The sequence below is a fragment of the Streptomyces sp. NPDC051104 genome, from assembly GCF_040682835.1.
Taxonomy (GTDB): Bacteria; Actinomycetota; Actinomycetes; order Streptomycetales; family Streptomycetaceae; genus Streptomyces; species Streptomyces cynarae.
Genome location: NZ_JBFBBS010000001.1, coordinates 440,574 through 457,998, shown reverse-complemented (window position 1 = coordinate 457,998; position 17,425 = coordinate 440,574). Strand labels below are relative to the sequence as shown.

At 69.5% G+C, this 17,425-nt stretch carries 16 protein-coding genes and 2 pseudogenes; 10 read left to right on the top strand and 8 right to left on the bottom strand.

Going from position 1 to position 17,425, the window contains the following annotated elements:
• The first annotated feature begins 39 nt into the window (after positions 1-39).
• Entirely contained in the window at positions 40-558 is a 519-nt protein-coding gene (locus tag AB0N14_RS02280; protein ID WP_366023838.1) for a DUF4245 domain-containing protein, read from the top strand.
• A gap of 30 nt (positions 559-588) precedes the next feature.
• Here the strand turns inward: AB0N14_RS02280 and AB0N14_RS02275 are convergent, their stop codons facing one another.
• Together AB0N14_RS02275 and xseA are read right to left on the bottom strand one after the other, a co-directional pair.
• Entirely contained in the window at positions 589-831 is a 243-nt protein-coding gene (locus tag AB0N14_RS02275) for an exodeoxyribonuclease VII small subunit (protein ID WP_366023837.1), read from the bottom strand.
• Positions 832-840: 9 nt separating this feature from the next.
• Entirely contained in the window at positions 841-2,076 is a 1,236-nt protein-coding gene (gene xseA / locus AB0N14_RS02270; protein WP_366023836.1) for an exodeoxyribonuclease VII large subunit, read from the bottom strand.
• A 90-nt stretch (positions 2,077-2,166) separates the two neighbouring features.
• Between xseA and AB0N14_RS02265 the strand changes: the two genes are divergently transcribed.
• Positions 2,167-3,171 carry a 4-hydroxy-3-methylbut-2-enyl diphosphate reductase gene (locus AB0N14_RS02265; RefSeq protein ID WP_366024237.1) on the top strand — a complete coding sequence of 335 codons (1,005 nt, stop codon included), beginning with the start codon at positions 2,167-2,169 and terminating at the stop codon, positions 3,169-3,171.
• A 65-nt stretch (positions 3,172-3,236) separates the two neighbouring features.
• Positions 3,237-3,983: a polyphosphate--glucose phosphotransferase gene (ppgK, locus tag AB0N14_RS02260; protein WP_366023835.1), complete on the top strand. Its 747-nt coding sequence runs from the start codon at positions 3,237-3,239 to the stop codon at positions 3,981-3,983.
• Positions 3,984-4,065: 82 nt separating this feature from the next.
• On the opposite strand, the gene AB0N14_RS02255 is transcribed toward ppgK, so the two are convergent.
• The 3 genes and pseudogenes from AB0N14_RS02255 to AB0N14_RS02245 form a co-directional block, all read right to left on the bottom strand.
• The gene (locus AB0N14_RS02255; RefSeq protein ID WP_366023834.1) at positions 4,066-4,719 is read right to left on the bottom strand and encodes a DUF6542 domain-containing protein; all 654 of its coding nucleotides are present in this window, start codon (positions 4,717-4,719) and stop codon (positions 4,066-4,068) included.
• Between the two features lie 379 nt (positions 4,720-5,098).
• Positions 5,099-5,209 (bottom strand): annotated as a pseudogene (locus tag AB0N14_RS02250) (glycosyltransferase); the annotation flags it as partial.
• Between the two features lie 121 nt (positions 5,210-5,330).
• The gene (locus tag AB0N14_RS02245) at positions 5,331-6,344 is read right to left on the bottom strand and encodes a GNAT family N-acetyltransferase (RefSeq protein ID WP_366023833.1); all 1,014 of its coding nucleotides are present in this window, start codon (positions 6,342-6,344) and stop codon (positions 5,331-5,333) included.
• A 377-nt stretch (positions 6,345-6,721) separates the two neighbouring features.
• Between AB0N14_RS02245 and AB0N14_RS02240 the strand changes: the two are divergent.
• From AB0N14_RS02240 to AB0N14_RS02230, 3 genes and pseudogenes are all read left to right on the top strand, one after another.
• Positions 6,722-7,162: pseudogene (locus tag AB0N14_RS02240) on the top strand (ABC transporter permease subunit); the annotation flags it as partial.
• Positions 7,154-9,961 carry a discoidin domain-containing protein gene (locus tag AB0N14_RS02235; protein ID WP_366024236.1) on the top strand — a complete coding sequence of 936 codons (2,808 nt, stop codon included), beginning with the start codon at positions 7,154-7,156 and terminating at the stop codon, positions 9,959-9,961. The pseudogene AB0N14_RS02240 and the gene AB0N14_RS02235, both read left to right, overlap by 9 nt.
• Positions 9,962-10,501: 540 nt before the next feature.
• Positions 10,502-10,768 carry a hypothetical protein gene (locus tag AB0N14_RS02230; protein ID WP_366023832.1) on the top strand — a complete coding sequence of 89 codons (267 nt, stop codon included), beginning with the start codon at positions 10,502-10,504 and terminating at the stop codon, positions 10,766-10,768.
• A gap of 4 nt (positions 10,769-10,772) precedes the next feature.
• On the opposite strand, the gene AB0N14_RS02225 is transcribed toward AB0N14_RS02230, so the two are convergent.
• From AB0N14_RS02225 to AB0N14_RS02215, 3 genes are all read right to left on the bottom strand, one after another.
• Positions 10,773-11,135 (bottom strand): hypothetical protein, encoded by a 363-nt coding sequence (locus tag AB0N14_RS02225; RefSeq protein ID WP_366023831.1) that lies wholly within the window; start codon positions 11,133-11,135, stop codon positions 10,773-10,775.
• A 158-nt stretch (positions 11,136-11,293) separates the two neighbouring features.
• Positions 11,294-11,641: a DUF317 domain-containing protein gene (locus AB0N14_RS02220; protein ID WP_366024235.1), complete on the bottom strand. Its 348-nt coding sequence runs from the start codon at positions 11,639-11,641 to the stop codon at positions 11,294-11,296.
• Positions 11,638-12,198 carry a hypothetical protein gene (locus tag AB0N14_RS02215; protein WP_366024266.1) on the bottom strand — a complete coding sequence of 187 codons (561 nt, stop codon included), beginning with the start codon at positions 12,196-12,198 and terminating at the stop codon, positions 11,638-11,640. Before AB0N14_RS02215 ends, AB0N14_RS02220 begins: the two co-directional genes overlap by 4 nt.
• Before the next feature lie 198 nt (positions 12,199-12,396).
• Here AB0N14_RS02215 and AB0N14_RS02210 point away from each other — a divergent pair, with 198 nt between their 5' ends.
• From AB0N14_RS02210 to AB0N14_RS02195, 4 genes are all read left to right on the top strand, one after another.
• A complete protein-coding gene (locus AB0N14_RS02210; RefSeq protein ID WP_366024234.1) occupies positions 12,397-12,975 on the top strand; it encodes a TetR family transcriptional regulator in 579 nt (192 codons plus the stop codon).
• A 53-nt stretch (positions 12,976-13,028) separates the two neighbouring features.
• Positions 13,029-13,715 carry a hypothetical protein gene (locus AB0N14_RS02205; RefSeq protein ID WP_366023830.1) on the top strand — a complete coding sequence of 229 codons (687 nt, stop codon included), beginning with the start codon at positions 13,029-13,031 and terminating at the stop codon, positions 13,713-13,715.
• Between the two features lie 1,064 nt (positions 13,716-14,779).
• Positions 14,780-16,435 carry an FAD-dependent monooxygenase gene (locus AB0N14_RS02200; RefSeq protein WP_366023829.1) on the top strand — a complete coding sequence of 552 codons (1,656 nt, stop codon included), beginning with the start codon at positions 14,780-14,782 and terminating at the stop codon, positions 16,433-16,435.
• A gap of 349 nt (positions 16,436-16,784) precedes the next feature.
• Positions 16,785-17,393, top strand: a complete 609-nt coding sequence (locus tag AB0N14_RS02195; RefSeq protein WP_366024233.1) for a TetR/AcrR family transcriptional regulator — start codon at positions 16,785-16,787, stop codon at positions 17,391-17,393.
• Positions 17,394-17,425: the final 32 nt, after the last annotated feature.

Genomic DNA, 17,425 nt, shown 5'->3' with positions numbered 1-17,425 from the left:
CACGGATGAGCAGACCCAGGCACCTGCGACGATAGGGGCGTGGCAGGTATGAAAGGCAAGCAGACGGTCCGGGACATGATCCTCTCCCTGGCCCTCGTCGGGCTCATGGCGGGCGTCATCTATCTCTTCATCCCCCATGACGACCACGCTCCCGACCTCAAGCGCGTGGACTACCGCGTCGAGCTGCTCACTGCGCGCCGCGCCGCGAGCTACCCGGTCGCGGCGCCCGAAGGCCTGCCCGACACCTGGAAGGCCACCTCGGTGCGTTTCCAGGACGAACCCTTCGACGCCTGGCACCTCGGCTTCCAGGACCCCGACGGACAGTACGTGGCGGTCGAGCAGTCCACCGAGAGGGCGTCCACGTTCGTCGACGACGCCAGCCAGGGCGCACAGGAGACCAAGGACACCCAGCGCATCGGCGGCCAGACCTGGCAGCGCTACACCGGCGGCCGCTACGACGCGCTCGTACTCAAGGGCAAGGGCGCCACGACCGTGGTGACGGGCACCGCGTCGTTCGCGCAGCTGACGAAGTTGGCCGAGGCGCTGAAGACCGGCTGACGACGTGGGACGCAGGGCGGCGCCGCCCGGTCACCCGGCCCCTTCCGCGCCCTCGCCCTGCTCGTCGTCCTCCTCCTCGGCCAGCGCCGCGTCGAGCCGCCTGCGGGCGCCCTCCAGCCACGTCCGGCACACCTTGGCGAGCTTCTCCCCCCGTTCCCACAGCGCCAGGGACTCCTCGAGCGTGGTGCCTCCGGCCTCCAGGCGCCGCACCACCTCGATCAACTCGTCCCGCGCCTGTTCGTAGCCGAGTGCCTCGTCCGTCCTGCTGGTCATGCGCCCACCCTAAGATCCCTGGTTGCCGACGGAACCCTCGCCGTCGGCCCGTACCGTGAACTCGCCCGCGGCGACCCGCGCCCGCAGCGCCTCGCCCGCCGTCACCTCGTCCGGTGCGCGGACCACGTGCCCGTCGGCCTTCTGGAGCACCGCGTACCCCCGCCGCAGCGTCGCGGCCGGGGACAGCGCCACCACGCGTGCGTGCGTGTGCGTGAGCTCCGAATCGGCGCGGTCGAGCAGATGCCCTAGGGTGCGCCGGGCGCGGTCGACCAGCGCGGTGACCTGGTCGGCCCGCTCGTCGACCATACGGTGCGGGTCCTGCATGCAGGGCCGCGCCAGCGCGTGCGCCAGTCCGCGCTCCTCACGCTCGACGAACGCCTGCGCGCACCGCCGTGCCCGGTCCCGCAGCTGCCGTACCCGCTCCAGCTCCTCCCCGACGTCCGGGACGACCTTCTTGGCCGCGTCGGTCGGGGTGGAGGCGCGCAGGTCGGCGACGTGGTCGAGCAGTGGGTTGTCCGGTTCGTGCCCGATGGCGGACACCACGGGCGTGCGGCAGCCGGCCACCGCCCGGACGAGCTGCTCGTCCGAGAACGGCAGCAGGTCCTCCACACTGCCCCCGCCGCGCGCCACGATGATCACGTCCACCTCGTCCAGCGCGTCCAGCTCCTTCACGGCCTGCACCACCTGCGGTACGGCGTGCACGCCCTGCACGGCGACGTTGCGCACCTGGAAGCGGACGGCGGGCCAGCGGTGCCGCGCGTTCTCCAGCACGTCGCGCTCGGCCGCCGAGGCCCGGCCGCACACCAGCCCGATCAGCTGCGGCAGGAACGGCAGCGGCTTCTTGCGCTCGGGCGCGAACAGGCCCTCGGCGGCGAGTGCCTTCTTCAGCTGTTCCAGCCGCGCGAGCAGTTCCCCGACGCCCACGGGCCGTATCTCGGCCGCCCGCAGCGACAGCTGTCCCCTCGGGGCGTACCACTCGGGCTTGGCGAGGACGACGACACGGGCGCCCTCGCTCACGACGTCGGCCACGGAGTCGAACACCTGGCGGTAGCAGGTGACGCCGACGGAGATGTCGTGCGACGGGTCGCGCAGCGTCAGGAAGACGACCCCGGCGCCGGGCCGCCGCGACAACTGCGTGATCTGCCCCTCGACCCACACGGCCCCGAGCCGGTCGATCCACCCCCCGATGAGCCGCGACACCTCACCGACGGGCAGGGGGTTCTCCGCGGACGTGTTGACAGCCATGCGCCCGAGCGTAGTGGCCGGGACCGACAACGCCGGTCGGCACAACCTCTCCCCATGGAGGCGATCTACGACTCCGGGCCCGGCCTTACGATGGATCGCATGACTGCTTCGTCTGGCCGCCGTGTCCTGCTCGCCGCCCCCCGGGGGTACTGCGCGGGTGTCGACCGTGCAGTGATCGCCGTCGAGAAGGCCCTCGAGCAGTACGGGGCGCCGATCTACGTCCGCCACGAGATCGTCCACAACAAGTACGTCGTGCAGACCCTGGAGAAGAAGGGCGCGATCTTCGTGGAGCGGACGGAGGAGGTGCCCCCGGGGAACATCGTGATGTTCTCCGCGCACGGCGTGGCGCCCACCGTCCACGAGGAGGCCGAGCGCGGCCGGCTCGCCACCATCGACGCCACCTGCCCGCTGGTCACCAAGGTCCACAAGGAAGCGATCCGGTACGCCAACGAGGACTTCGACATCCTCCTGATCGGGCACGAGGGCCACGAGGAGGTCATCGGCACGTCCGGCGAGGCCCCCGACCACATCCAGCTCGTCGACGGCCCCGAGGACGTCGCGAAGGTCGAGGTGCGCGACCCGTCGAAGGTCGTCTGGCTGTCCCAGACCACCCTGTCGGTCGACGAGACCATGGAGACGGTCGACGCGCTCAAGGGGAAGTTCCCGCAGCTGGTCTCCCCGCCCAGCGACGACATCTGCTACGCCACCCAGAACCGCCAGCTCGCGGTGAAGCAGATGGGCGCCGAGGCGGACCTGGTGATCGTCGTCGGCTCCCGCAATTCCTCCAACTCCAAACGGCTGGTCGAGGTCGCCAAGCTCGCGGGTGCGCGCGAGGCGTACCTGGTGGACTTCGCCGACGAGATCGACGAGTCCTGGCTCCAGGGTGTGTCGACGATCGGCGTGACCTCGGGTGCCTCCGTGCCGGAGGTCCTGGTGGAACAGGTGCTCGAGTGGCTCGCGCAGCGCGGCTTCGAGGACGTCGAGATCGTCAAGGCGGCCGAGGAGTCCATCACCTTCTCGCTGCCCAAGGAACTCCGCCGTGACCTGCGCGAGGAGGCCGCGGCGCGGATGGCCGAGCGCACCGGCGAGAAGTAGCGCACCCGGCGGGAGGCCTCGTGCAGGATGCCATGGCGTGACTGTCGGCGCGTACCGTGGTCCCCATGCAGATCTTCGGCGTGGACATCGGCGGATCCGGGATCAAGGGCGCTCCCGTGGACCTGGAGCGGGGCGACCTGGCTCAGGAGCGCTTCAAGGTGCTCACCCCTCACCCGGCGACGCCCGACGGGGTGGCGGACGGGGTGAAGGAGGTCGTCGACCACTTCGGGTGGACCGGGCCGGTCGGCCTGACGTTCCCTGGTGTGGTCACGGACGGCGCCATGATCCGTACGGCGGCGAACGTCGACAAGAGCTGGGTCGACACGGACGCGCGCGCCCTGTTCGGCGAGCGCCTGGGCGGCCTCCCGGTGACCGTCGTGAACGACGCGGACGCGGCGGGCGTGGCAGAGATGCAGTTCGGCGCGGGCCGAGGCCGCAGGGGCACGGTCATCGTGCTGACGTTCGGTACGGGCATCGGCAGCGCCATGTTCGTCGACGGCGTCCTCGTGCCGAACACGGAGCTGGGTCACCTGGAGCTGAACGGCCACGACGCGGAGAAGCGTGCCTCCAGCAAGGCCAAGGACGACAACGACCTGACGTGGGAGCACTGGGCCCGCCGTGTGCAGAAGTACCTCGCGCACGTGGAGATGCTGTTCTCGCCGGAGCTCTTCGTCATCGGCGGTGGCGTCAGCCGCAAGTCCGAGAAGTTTCTGCCGTCCATCGAGGGCATCGAGGCGGAGATCGTCCCGGCCCAGCTCCAGAACAACGCGGGGATCGTGGGAGCGGCGATGAGGGCGGCGAAGCAGGGATAGCAGCCGGTACGGGGACGAGCAGGTAACGGGACAGAAGCAGACAGGGAGCGGGACGCTCGGTGCGAGCGGGCGTCCCGCGTCGTCAACCGCTCCGACGGCGCGCCGCCACCTTGCGACGCAGCATCCGCACCTTGCGCACGGTCGTGATGACGCCCGCGATCAGCGTGCCGCCGTACAGCCAGCCGGCCTGCGTGGCGAGCGCGGTGACCAGCCCGACCAGGCGCCCGGCGACCCCGCCGTCGCTGTCGGCCACGACCAGCAGCCCGGCGGCGAACGCGATGGGCACGACCACCGGCGCGGTCACCAGGTCCCCGCGCCGCACCCACAGCGCGGTCAGCGCGGCCACCGGCAGGAACAGCACGCCGTAGACCGTGAGGGACGCCCCGAGCAGCAGCTGGTCGAGACACCCCAGCACCAGCATCACGGCGCCGCAGAACAGTCCGCCGCCGAGCCCGGTGAGCCGGGGGCCGGGCAGCCGCCGTGCCGCCTGGTCGAGCGGGGCGGCGTTCCGTACCCGAGCCGCCGGGCGCCGCTGCGCACCACTGTTGCCCTGGCCCGCCGGCCGTGCCCAGCCGGCCCCGTCGCCCACCTCGGGCCGACCGGGACCGCCGGGCCGGGGAGGCCGGGCGGCCGCGCCGGACCGTACGGGCGCGGCGGCGCTGCGCCGGCCCTGCGGGGGAAGGGGGGCACCGCGTCGCGGTCCGTGTTGCGGGGGTCGCGTCCTGTGTTGCTCCACTGGACCAACTTAGGTCGGTTTATGTGCGGAATGGCGTATGACACACGCCGTTGGCGAGAGCTTGTCCAAGCGTTCGATACGTCGCCGAAGCGCGGCCCGGTACGCCGTAGACTGGTGGATCGGCCCGCACACTCTCCTGACGGACCCGGGCCCGCAGCCCAGCCCAGTCCTCCAACCTCACGTACGGGAAGTCGCAACGTGTCGCTCACGATCAAATGCAGGCCCGGGACCGGGCGCTGCACCGGTTGCTCGGCATAGAGACGGCCGAAGCGGTCCACCAGGTCGAACCGGTGCCTGCTGCCTCCAAAGCTCCGTCGTATAGGCACGTTCACGCCAGCGTCCTGGCAGGGTGACCCGCCCCGCGAAGCACGGCCGCACCGGCGAGGTCGAAGGCGTTGCAGATGACGCGGCCGTTCCGGACGCCGCGGTCGCGCAGGAAATCGGCCCAGTAGGGGGCCAGGCACACGACGCCGCGGCACTGCGGCAGGACCGAGGCCCGGCACCCTCCTATCGACGCATGAGCGCCTCTTCCTCCATCGGCCACAGCGCCGCGTCATCGCGAGCCGATCGCGGGTCGAGCGAGGTACTCCGCTCGTATCGGTCCATGGCCATCACTCGGCCTGCCAGTTCATCCGTGGGTCACCGTCCACGAACCCCAGGGACACGGACAGGGGCTCGCCTTCGGAGCTGGACGTCAGGCTGATGCGGTGGCACTCCCGCGAGACCATCCAGTTCATGAGGGCGTCTACGGCTGCGCGCGCATATCCGCGGCCGCGGAAACAGGGATCGGTAGCGACCGTGTTGATCTCCCCCTTGAACGGCTTGCTGCTGTCGGGGCCTGGAAGGCGGGGTAGTAGAAAGCCCACCGCGCCAGCAGCTGCCAGGTCTTTCGCCATGCCCAGCCGCTGGCCCTTCAGGGCGGGCCGGCCGCGGCGCCCGGTGGGCGGCGGGGCCAGGTCGTACAGCACCGCCGAGGCAGGCAGCCGGGTGGTGAACGTGCAGGTCGCGGGCAGGTCCCGCAGCGCCCTGCCGTGGTAGGCGGCGTCCGCGACGACGTGGATGCGCCGGGCATAGTGGCAGGCGGCGAGCAGGCGGATCATGGACGCAGCGAGGTCGACCTTGGACTGCTCCTGCTTCGGCCGCCACAGCCGGGCTATCACCGGCAGGCACACCGGCCGTGCCACAAACGGCAGTTGAACCACGATGCCGACGACCACGAAGCAGGTCCCGCGTCCGACCGGTCTGGATCCTTTGGCCGCGCCGTCGTGCTGCCAGGCCGCACCGTGGACTTTCTTCCCGTGCCGCTTGAACAGCGTGTCGTCCACCGCCACGGTCAGCACCGCGCCCTCGGGCAGCAGGCGCCGCACGATCATGTGGGAGAGCGAGATGCCCAGGATGTCCGGACTCCAGCGTGCGCGGGAGAAGAAGGCGTGGGAGCGGTCGTGGGACCAGGTCCGCGTCAACCCCGCACCGAGCAGTATCCCGGTCACCGTGGACCGGCCCGTCTGCGCGATCAGGCCCGTGACCAGCGCAGCGAAGGTGCGGAACGTCGGCGCGGTGAAGCAACCACGCACCATCTCCAACACGTTGAGCAGCGAAGCGGGTACGGTCGGATCCAGAAGCATCGGCGGGTCCCTCTCCGGAGGAGACGTTAAGCACCGCCGATGCTTCTCTGCTATCGCCAGCCAACGCGGCCAGATGACATCACATCACCCGCCACAGCGACCCACACGACGATCAACGAAAACGTCGAAAGCCGAGTTGATCACCGGTGTTGCACCGCAGCCGGCCGAAGAATGGGATCAATCTGCGAAGGTCTTGCGTCACCAAGATGATATGTTTCATACTCATCGCGTGGTGATCAAGGTCGCTCATCTCGATCCCGGGGAGCCCGACGACGGGCGCTACCGGCCCGGCTACGAGCTGGTAGGCGAGCAGCTGTTGCAGTACATCGCCCGGGAGAACCTGCGGCCCGGTGATCGGCTACCGCCGAGCAGGGGCTGTCGGCACGGTGTGGTCGATCGTGCTGCCGTTCTCGTTCTACCCGTTCGGCGTGTACCCGGCGTACATCTACTTCGCCACCAGCCTGCCCCGTGACATGCTCGCGGCGGCCCGCATCGACGGCTGCAACTCATGGCAGGTGTTCTCGCGGATCGCACTGCCACTGGCCCGGCCCGTCATCGGACTGGTCGCGTTCTTCAGTTTCGTCGGCAACTGGAACAACTTCTTCCTGCCCTATCTGGTGCTGCCCAGTAGCCAGCAGTTCCCCATCCAGCTCGGCCTGAACCAACTGCTGTCCTCGACGCCGTCGTTCACTCCCGTGGCAGGCAAGGGTCTGGACATCACCAGCCCCGAACTCGCCCTGGCGATCATCACGGCGATCCTGCCGGTGCTCGTGCTCTTCCTTTCCTCGCAGCGAACCCTTGTCTCCGGCATGCTGGCCGTCCACAAAGGAGTGAACATGCGATTGAGAACGCCCATCTGGCGCCGCGGCATCATCGCCGCAGTCGGCGCCGCCGCTCTGATCAGCGGGGCGATGACCAGCGTCGCCAGCGCGGCGTCAGCACCGCCGATCTCCTACTACGTGTCACCCAACGGGTCCGGCAACACGTGCGCGCAGGACGCCCCGTGCTCGCTGACGACCGCACAGGGCCGCGTGCGGTCGGTCACCGGCACCGCCAACGCCAACGTCGCGGTCGTCTTGGCAGGCGGGACCTACAACCTGCCCGACACGTTCGCGTTGGACGCGGCCAAAGGCGACGGTGCGGCACCGGGCTACACCGTGACCTACGAGGCCGCGCCCGGCGCGCATCCCGTGCTCAGCGGCGGCGAGCGGATCACCGGCTGGACACAAGGGCCCGGCGGCGTCTGGCAGGCCAACGTCCCTGCGGGCACCGACACGCGGCAGTTCTACGTCGACGGCGTGCGCGCCAACCGGGCCGCGGGTTCGGTCCCCACCAGCCTGACCCGCACCGCGACCGGCTACACCGCGGGCAGCACGGTGTTCGACTCGTGGCCCAACATCACCCACGTGGAGTTCGTCTACAACGTCGCGTGGACCCAGGTGCGTTGCGACATCGCGTCGGTGTCCGGCACCACCATCACAATGGACCAGCCGTGCTTCGACAACTCCACCAAGAAGCCGTACGGCGTCAACATCGACCTGCCCAGTTCCGTGGAGAACGCGAAGGCGCTGCTGACCGATCCCGGCCAGTGGTACCTCGACCAGAGCAGCAACGTCGTCTACTACATTCCCCGTGAGGGGCAGGACATGAGCACCGCGGACGTGGAGATCCCGCGGCTGCAGACCCTCGTCTCCGGAACGGGCACCGAGCAGCAGCCGCTCTCCGGTGTCGCGTTCTCCGGCATCTCCTTCGAATACGGAGGCTGGACCGCGCCGAACGGCCCGGACGGCTTCTCCGAGGTGCAGGCGAACATGCACCTCACCGGTCAGAACGCCTGGCAGTACCAGGGCACCTGCACCCGGTACTCCACCACCAACCCCGGCACGTGCCCCTACGGCGCCTGGACCATGACGCCAGGCAACGTCGTGTTCGACCACACCTCAGGGCTTTCCATCACCGGTAGCACGTTCGAGCATCTCGGCGCGGCCGGCCTCCAGCTCGGCCAGGACGTCAACGGCTCGACCGTCCAGGGCAACGTGTTCACCGACATCTCCGCCAACGGCATGGAGATCGGCAACGGCAGTGACGCCGCTCCGACGGACATCGCCTTGATACCGGCGCACAACACGATCGCCGACAACTGGGTGCATAACGTCGCCGTCCAGTACACCGGCGGGGTCGGCATCTTCCAGGGCTACGCCCGCTACGACACGATCGAGCACAACCAGGTCAACGACGTCCCCTACAGCGGCATCAGCTCCAACTGGGGCTGGGGACACAACCCGACCGAGACCTTGGGCAACCAGATCCTGAACAACCTGGTCTTCGACCACATGCAGCTGCGCTCGGACGGCGGGGGCATCTACGTGCTCGGCATCGAAGGCGACTCAATGGCCGACGGGTTGCTGATCCAGGGCAACGTCGTCCGCAACACCAACTCCGCCGGCGGCGGCCACGCCATCTACACCGACGGCGGCAGCGAGTACATCACGATGACCGGCAACGCGATGTTCGCCAACAACACCCCGTCGATGGGCGGCTGCAACGAGGGCGGCGGCACGCCGTACGGCAACTTCTCCTTCACCGGCAACTATGTCGAGAACCCCACCCCAGACTGGCCGTGCGGAGCACCGAGCAACGCCACCATCAGCAACACCCAGGTGGCACCGGACGGCACCGGCGTGCCCGCTTCGCTGCTGGCCAACGCCGGCCTCGAACCGCAGTACGCCTACCTCGCCGCCGCCCCCACCGGACCCGCCCTGCCCAACCTCGCCCTCGGCAAGCCGGTGCAGGCGCAGTACCTCGACGGCTCCACCGCGCAGTTGCAGCCGTACTCGCAGCTGTCGTATGCGACCGACGGCAACCCGGACACCTACGTGCAGGCCAGCGGTCAGTTCCTGTGGCAACTCGTCGTTGACCTCCAGGCCCAGGAAAACCTCGGCCACGTGACCGTGACCATGCCGCATGCGCACTTCGCCACGGCCTTCCACGTCGACGCGTCCACCGACGGCAGCAACTGGACGACCGTCGGCCGGATCACCAACAGCGGCTGGGGCACCATCCCGGTCATCTTCCCGAACCCGGTGACCACGCGGTACATCCGCATCGTCGCCGACGCGCCGACCAACTGGAACCAGCGAGGCGACCAGATGGCGATCAGCGAGGTCGGCGCCTTCGCCGCCACGCCCGGCCAGCAGAACCTCGCGCTGGACGAACCCGCCCAGGCCCTCTACATCGACGGCACGCAGGCACTGATGCAGCCGAACTCGACGCCGGCACTCGCCGACGACGGCAACCCCAGCACCTGGTCACAGGCAACCAACCAGTACCGCTGGATCCAGCAGATCGACCTGACCAGGCCGGAGACCATCGGCGTGATCTCGCTGCTCCAGCCGGACGACAAGTTCGCCACCAACTGGCACATCGACGTCTCCCTCGACGGCTCGACGTTCTGGACGGTCGCCCGGCACGCCGACAATGCCGGTGGCCTGTCCGGTGTTCAGTGGGTTCCGCCGGTCCAGGCGCGCTATGTCCGCGTCATCGCGGACATGCCCAACCAGGGCGGCCAAACCGGTGGCCAGATGGCAGTCAGTGAGATCGCCATCTACGCTGGCTGACGACTGAACAGAACTGGCCGCCGCGTCGCTTCCGGTGACGCGGCGGCCAGTGAAGTTCCAGGGCTCGGCGTCGGAGGGGAGGACCCGGACCTGCCAGACGATGCCGCGCTTCCAGGCGGTGGTGTCCTCGGGGAGCCAGCCGACGTAGACGCGGCCGTCCGGGCTGGTGCAGTGCACGTTCGCCTCCGGGGTGTCGACGATCGCCCATCCGAGTGCGCCGAGCAGTTCGAGCACTGGGCCCGCGCAGTGGTCGCTGGAGAGCCAGGCGCGATCCTCCACGGCGGGGCGGACGACGGCTGGCAGGAGGGTGCTGGAGGCGTTCACGAGTGGACAGTCCCTTCGTTGACCTGCGGTTTTCCCGACGTCCGTACGTTGACATGCTGTGTGCCGAAGTACGTAGTCGTTTCCGGGAAGGTGAGGTCTGCCGTGGGCGAACTGGCCGCCGAGGGTGAGAGGCCGGCGAGCCGGGGAATGGATCGGCGCGGCCGGTTGTCGTAACCCGGTTGCGGCGCAGGGCCGTACAGAGCAGATGGGATAGGCGTGGCGGAGTCGAGCAGACACCGGGGCGGTGCCGGGCTGGAGCGCAAGATCTGCGGCGCCGGGCGGCCGTGGACGGTGGGCGACATAGCGATGGTGGCCGACGGCCAGTGGGCCGTGGGCACCCAGGCCGGGAGGCAGCGTGACGGGGAAGCCGTGGTGGAGCGCCGGATCGCGGACGGGCGGCGCGTCGAGCTGACGTTGGCGGAGCTGGCCCACGCGATGGGCTCCCCGCTCGGCGTGGCCCATGGCGACGAAGACGCGGGCTGATCGGTTACCGTCGGGGCCCTGTCGCGGCCACCGTCGGGCCGACAGCGGCCGACGGGGCGGGCTGGTCCGGTGGTTGGCCCAGGGCGCGTAGTGTGTGCGCGGAGCGGGCTACAGCGGCCTGGGCCAGGCGGAGTTCCGGTGCCCGGTCCGCGGTCACGGCGGCGTCGCGGGCCTCGATCACGTGGCTGATCGCCTGCAGGGCGATGTGGCTCTCGGCCTGCGCGACGCGCAGGTCCACCGCCGGGCTGGTGATCCGCTCCAGGTCGTAGAAGGCCGGCACATGGCCGGGCCGGGTCAGGGCGTGCAAGCGGTCCTGGTGGACGGCGACCGCGTTGTTCGAGACGACGAGGCTCGATCGGATATGCACCGCCGAGCGCAGGAGCGGGTCCTGACAGGGCGACGGACCGCGAGAGTCTCCAGCACATCGATGGGGCGGCCCCAGGCTTTCTCGATCATCGCGTCGGCCTGTTCGAGGGCAGTGGCGTCGGACACGGGTGGCTCCGGAGGGCGAGAAGGGGATGGTGGTCAGCGGCTGTTCCCTGGGCGCGGGAGCTGTGGAGCTGACGGCGGGCGCGGTGCCGGGATGAACGGCCGCGCGCCAGCAGGCGAGGGCGCCACGGTGGAGCGGGCGTTGGCAGCCTGGGCGCGGCGTACGTCCAGCGGCGTCGGCACCGGGGGCTTGACCGGGGTTGCGGTGGCCTGTGGGGGAAGGCGGCGCAGGTCGTCGCCGTAGCGGATGACCGGTGCCGGGTCGGTGAGGGCGGTGTTCATCGCGGCCATGAGGCCCTCCGGAGTGAAGGACGAGGCGGTGGCGTACCACTGGTTTCCAGGCGGTCCGGCCAGCATGAGCCAGGGTTCTTGATGGCCTGTCAGCTCGGCGGCGTGGTCGAGGCGGTTGCGGCGCAGGTGGACTTCGGCCAGGCCGTCCGGGGATTGAAGGAGATGTCGGTCGCGCCGTAGCGGCGGCTCCAGTCTGCTGCCGCCAGCGGCGTGCCGACGTCGAGGGCCGCCAGCTCGCTGTTGCCGTAGTAGAGGTAGGAGTCGGGGCCCTCGGTGTAGGCGGCGGCGAGCGCGGTGGTGAAGCCCTGTTCCCGCTGCTCGGACCACTGCGCCCCGCGGGGGCGCGGCCGGGTGGGCAGGGCGCGGACGACGGGATCGTGCTCGGCCAGCTGCCGGCGAAGCAGCTCTCCGCGGTCTCCCCGACGCCTGGGCGCGCGCCGTACCGGACGACGAACCGGGGCGGCTGCGCGCGGACTTCGCCAAGGGGGTCGGCGGCGGTCAGGCCGCCTGAGCCCGGTCGGGCAGGGAGGGAGGGGGCGCCGCCGTCGACGCGGGTGGCGGCCGCCAACGGCCGCACCCCGGGCGCTATCCGGCGACGCGGCGACCCCTTGGCAGCCTGCGACGTCCGCGAGCGGCCGTTCCGTGGCCACACCCCCGCCACCTGCCGGGAATGCCGGTCGGAGCTGCATACCCAAGAGCCGGGTGCCGCTTGAGAGCTTCACACGTTCGCGCGACCTGAGGCCGAACATGGTGAGTGACCCACGACACAGAGTTCCCCGACCGAATTAGCTGTACATTAGTACCGCAAGTTAATGGTACATTTGTACGGATAGTCGGCGGGGGTGACGATGCACAAGGCGACCGACGGACGCCTCGCGCGCGGTGACGCCCGCCGGACGCTGCTGCTCGATGCGGCCGTACGCATCGTCGGCGAGCAGGGCGTGGGTGCGCTCACGCACCGAGCGGTCGCCGCCGCCGCCGCTGTGTCGCTGGCCTCCGTCACCTACCACTACCCGTCGATCGACGACCTCCGCCGCGCGACCTTCGAGCACGCCGGCTCACGGATCGGGTTGGAGTTCGTCGGTCTCTCCGCCCACACCGCCGAGGAACCCGACGCTCTCCCGGACCTCTGCGGCGACTTCACCGCGCATCTCGTCACCGAGCGGCGGACCGACACGATCGCTGTTTTCGAGATGATCCTCGCGGCCGGCCACGATCCGGAACTCGGTCCGGTCAAAGGGCTTCTCGAGCAGCGGCTCGCCCGGCTCCTGACGCCCTATGTCGGCTCAGAAGCGGCTGCGTTCACCGTTACCGCCGCGATGCAGGGACTCGTACTCACCGCTCTCGCGCTCGACCGGGCGGGTGAGCCGGGCCGGTTGCGCGACGCGGTGAGCGATCTCATCCGCCGCTACCGCGCCACCCCCTGACCTCGGCTGCCCGGCACCCCGCGCGTCGTCCCATCCACCGCAGGAGAATCCTCATGGACCCATTCCTCAGTGCCGTCAGCGGCCTCGCCTGGACGATCGTCTACATAGAAGCGATCCGGATCGGGTTCCGCCACAAGACCTACGCGATGCCGTTGGCCGCGCTGGGCCTCAACATCGCGTGGGAGTCGACCTACGCGGTGCGCGACCTGACGGGCGCGATGTCGCTGCAGGGCGTGGTCAACATCGTGTGGGCACTGGCCGACCTCGCCATCGTGTACACCTTCTTCGCCTTCGGCCGCGCCGAGTTCCCGCGCTTTGTGACCCGGCCGATGTTCGCCGTCTTCGGCGTTCTGGTGTTCGGCACCTCCTACGCGGTGCAGTGGCTGTTCTTGGCGGAGTTTGGCGAACACGGCGCCGCCCGCTACTCGGCCTTCTTGCAGAACCTGCTGATGTCGGGCCTGTTCATCGCGATGCTCGTCGCGCGGCGGGGCCTTCGCGGGCAGACCCTCACGATCGCCATCGCAAAATGGCTCGGCACTCTTGCTCCCACCATCTCGATCGGCGTGATCGACAACTCACCGTTCATTCTGGGTATCGGCATCCTGTGCAGCGTGTTCGACCTCGTCTACATCGGCCTCGTGGTATGGGCGAAGAGGCACCCGGAGGCTCTTGCCGCGGCCGATACGCCTACCGTGGCACCCGCGGCCGAGACGTCGGCGCAGCGGGGCGTCCCGGCCTGACGGCCCAGGATTCGGGACGCGGCAACCGGCACCTGCGCCGCGGTCCGCATAAGTCGCCATCGCTCGACCCGCGCTGCGAGACCCGCCGGACCGGTCACCCGGGACTGGGCTACCCGGCAGGCCAGGATTCTCGCCGCTGAACTCCACACGCGCATAGAGGTTCTGCGCTTCCCGCTGCGTGAACTCGACGGCAAGTACGGAGTGTTCGTCGACGCTGTCTTCGAAGCCGAGGACATGAATGTGATCAAGAGTGCGCCGCGGGCTCCCCGGACGAACGCGCACTGCGAGAGGTCATCGGCAGCATCCGGAGCGAGGCTCGCGACCCATCCTCATCATGGGCGAGGCCCACGCCCGACAGGTTCTGGCGGACTATCAGCGACATGACAACGAGCATCGCCCCCACCGCACCCGCGACCAGCTTCCACCTGCGGCCCACCAGCGGCCTGCTGCTGTGTACGACCTTTACGCCCGCAGGCTCCTAACGAACCCGAGTCCTCGGCGGCATCATCAACGAGTACCGATACACGGCCTGACGTGCGGCGATGACTTTCCGAGCCCCACAGGACTCTGTCGCCCGATTCCGCCGACCTTCGGCGAACCAGCTGACCGCCGCAAGCAGGGACGCACAAGACGCAGGTCGCGGTGATCGACTCGGTGCCCTTCTCGAATCGGGTGACAAAGTCCCACAGGTCACGAAGCCCTCGCGCACCCACCCGGGCATCTTTCGGATACAGTGTATCCGAAAAGTCGCTCGCCACGTCGTAGCAGGAGCCATGCGTCCAAGCGCGAGCAACGGCGACGGCCTCAGAGGGCCTGGCCCCGCGCGGCCGCCCGGCCGGCGGCAGGGATCAGTGAGCCCGCAGCGGCCCACGATGACAGCTTCTTCATCGCCCGGAGCGAACGACGCCACCCGATTGACCAGGTGGACCGGATGTGGACCCCGCTGCGGGCCGACCGGATCCACCTGATCGAAAAAAGCAGCCATGGGGCGCCCTTCGAGCCACCGAGGCGGTCGCCACCCGGCTGACCGACTCTCTGCGCATCTTCACCACAAAGGCGGCGATATGACTACCGAAGACCCGAACACCACCGAGAACATCAGCGGCCTGGACGGCGGAGGGATGGGCTTCGACGTCGATGTCCTCGTGGTCGGCGCGGGGCCGGTCGGACTGGCGCTCACCCTGGACCTGGCCCGCCGCGGGGTGCGGGTGCGGCTGGTCGACCGCGAGGAGGGCACCTTCCCCGGCTCGCGCGCCAAGGGCGTGCAGCCCCGCACCCTGGAGGTGTTCGATGACCTGGGCGTCCTTGACGCCGCCCTGGCTGCGGGCGACCGTTACCCGCCGATGGGCCTGCACCTGGGCCCGTTCTCCAAGAAATGGGTCATGCAAAAGCCTCTGCCCACCGACCCCACGACCCCCTACCCCGACATCCTGCTGTTGCCCCAGTCGGCCACCACCGCGATCCTGCGCGACGCCGTCGAGGCCCATTCGGTCCAGATCGGCTTCGGCATCGGCGTAGAGGGGGTCGACCAGGACGCTCAGTCCGCGACCGCATTGCTGTCCAACGGCGAGCAGGTGCGAGTCCGCTATCTGGTAGGCGCCGACGGCGGCAGCAGCACCGTCCGCAAGTCCTGCGGACTGCGGTTCGAGGGCGCGACCGACGAATCCGACCGGATGATCATCGTGGACGGGGCGATCGACGGTCTGTCGCGCGACCGCTGGCACGTTTGGCCACGCGCCGGAGGCCGCTTCGTCGGAGCGTGCCCGCTGCCCGGAGGCGACCAGTTCCAACTTATGATCAAGCTCCGGCCCGACGACCCCGTCGACCTTACCGACCCCGCCCTCGCCGCACTGTTCGACCGGCTGGTCGGAGGCTCGCTGCGGCTGCGGAACATCACCTGGTCCTCGCTGTTCCGGCCCAATGTTCGGCTGGCCGAGCACTACTGCAAAGGCCGGGTCCTGCTGTGCGGCGACGCCGCCCACGTCCACACCCCCGCCGGCGCAGAGGGTCTCAACACCGGCGTCCAAGACGCCTACAACCTCGGCTGGAAGCTCGAGCAGGTCCTGGCCGGCGCACCGGAGGGGCTGCTGGGCAGCTACGAGGGCGAGCGCCGGCCCGTCGCCGCCCAGGTCCTGGGACGCTCGACCGAACTGTACGAGGGACTCAAGCGGGTGCGCCCGTCGAAGTTCACCCGCGGCGGCGAGGACCGGCAGCTGGGCATCTCCTACTACGGTGGTCCCCTCGCTCCCACAGACTCCGGCCAGACTGTGACGCTGCGCGTGGGGGACCGCGCCCCCGACGCTTTCCTGCCGCACCCGTCCTCACGGCCTACCCGCCGCCTGTTCGACCTGTACCGCGGCCCGCACTTCACCCTCCTGGCCTTCGGCGAGCAGGCCAGTGTGGCCCTGCGTGACATCGCCTGGCCCTCCCGCGGCACCAAGCTCCACCGGCACACCGCCACCCGGCGCGCAGTCCCCGTCGGCCCAGCCGAAGAAGCGCTCCTCACCGCCTACGGCATCACGGGTGACACCCTGCTCCTCATCCGCCCCGACGGCTATATCGGCCACATCGACACCGCCGGCTGGGACACCCGCCTCGACTCCGTCGCCCGCCGCATGACCCCAGCCGCGCAGACCACGACCCTATGCCCCCGCGGCACCGCAGCAGCTGCGCACCCCTCACCATCTGGTGGACGGAAGCCGGACGGTGATCGCGTTTGAGGAGCCCGGTCACCGCGGAGCCCACGCCGACGGCGTGCGCGGTCCGGGTGAAGTCGGGGCAGGCACCCCCGGGCCGCCGCACCCATCGCTTCACTTGAGCTGCGCCGACCTCCTTGACACACCTCCGAATGATTACCGGGGTGTCACGGAATGGATACGGAACGGCATTTTGGATACGATGGCGTCGACGCTTTCGGATACGGCGACTCCGTAAACGGGGGTGCGGAGAGGGGAGAAGCCGATGGGCTCAGCGCCTCCGGACGTCCCAGGCAGCCCGGCCTGGTGGGCCAGCCGCCCACCGGCGCCCACAGCCCAACGACGCGGGCGCCCGCCCCTAGACGTCGGGCGGATCGTCTCCGCCGCACTCAAGCTCGTCGACGAGGTCGGCGTCCAGGCGTTCTCGCTGCGCATGCTCGCCGACGTCCTGGAATCGGGCACCGCGACGCTGTACCGCCATTTCGCCAGCAAGGACGAGCTCATGGCGTACGTCGTCGACCGAGTCCTGGGCGAAGTGCACGTCACCGGCCAGGAGGACTTCGCCACCTGGCAGGATGCGATCACGGCCGGGGCGGAGGCGTTCTACGAGACGTTGCGCCGCCACCTCAACGTACTCCCCCTTCTGATGGCCCAGGTACCGGTCGGGCCCAACGGCCTGGCCAACCGCGAACGCCTCATCCAACTGCTGCTCGGCCACGGATTCCCCGTTGAGCTTGCCGCTCGCGCCTTCACCGCCATCGGCCACTACGTCGTCGGGTTCGCGGTTCAACAGCATGGCCCCGGATCGGCTGGCCCTGAGAGCGGACCGCAACTACTGGATTTCTACCGCCACCTCGATCCTGCCACCTACCCGGCCACCACCTCAGCCGCCGAAGAACTCACCACGGTACCCCTCGAAGAGGAATTCCGGTTCGGCCTACGGCTGATCATCAAAGGCCTGGAAAGCGGACGAGACGTCTGAACGAACCCCGACAAGAAACGATCTTGTCGGGG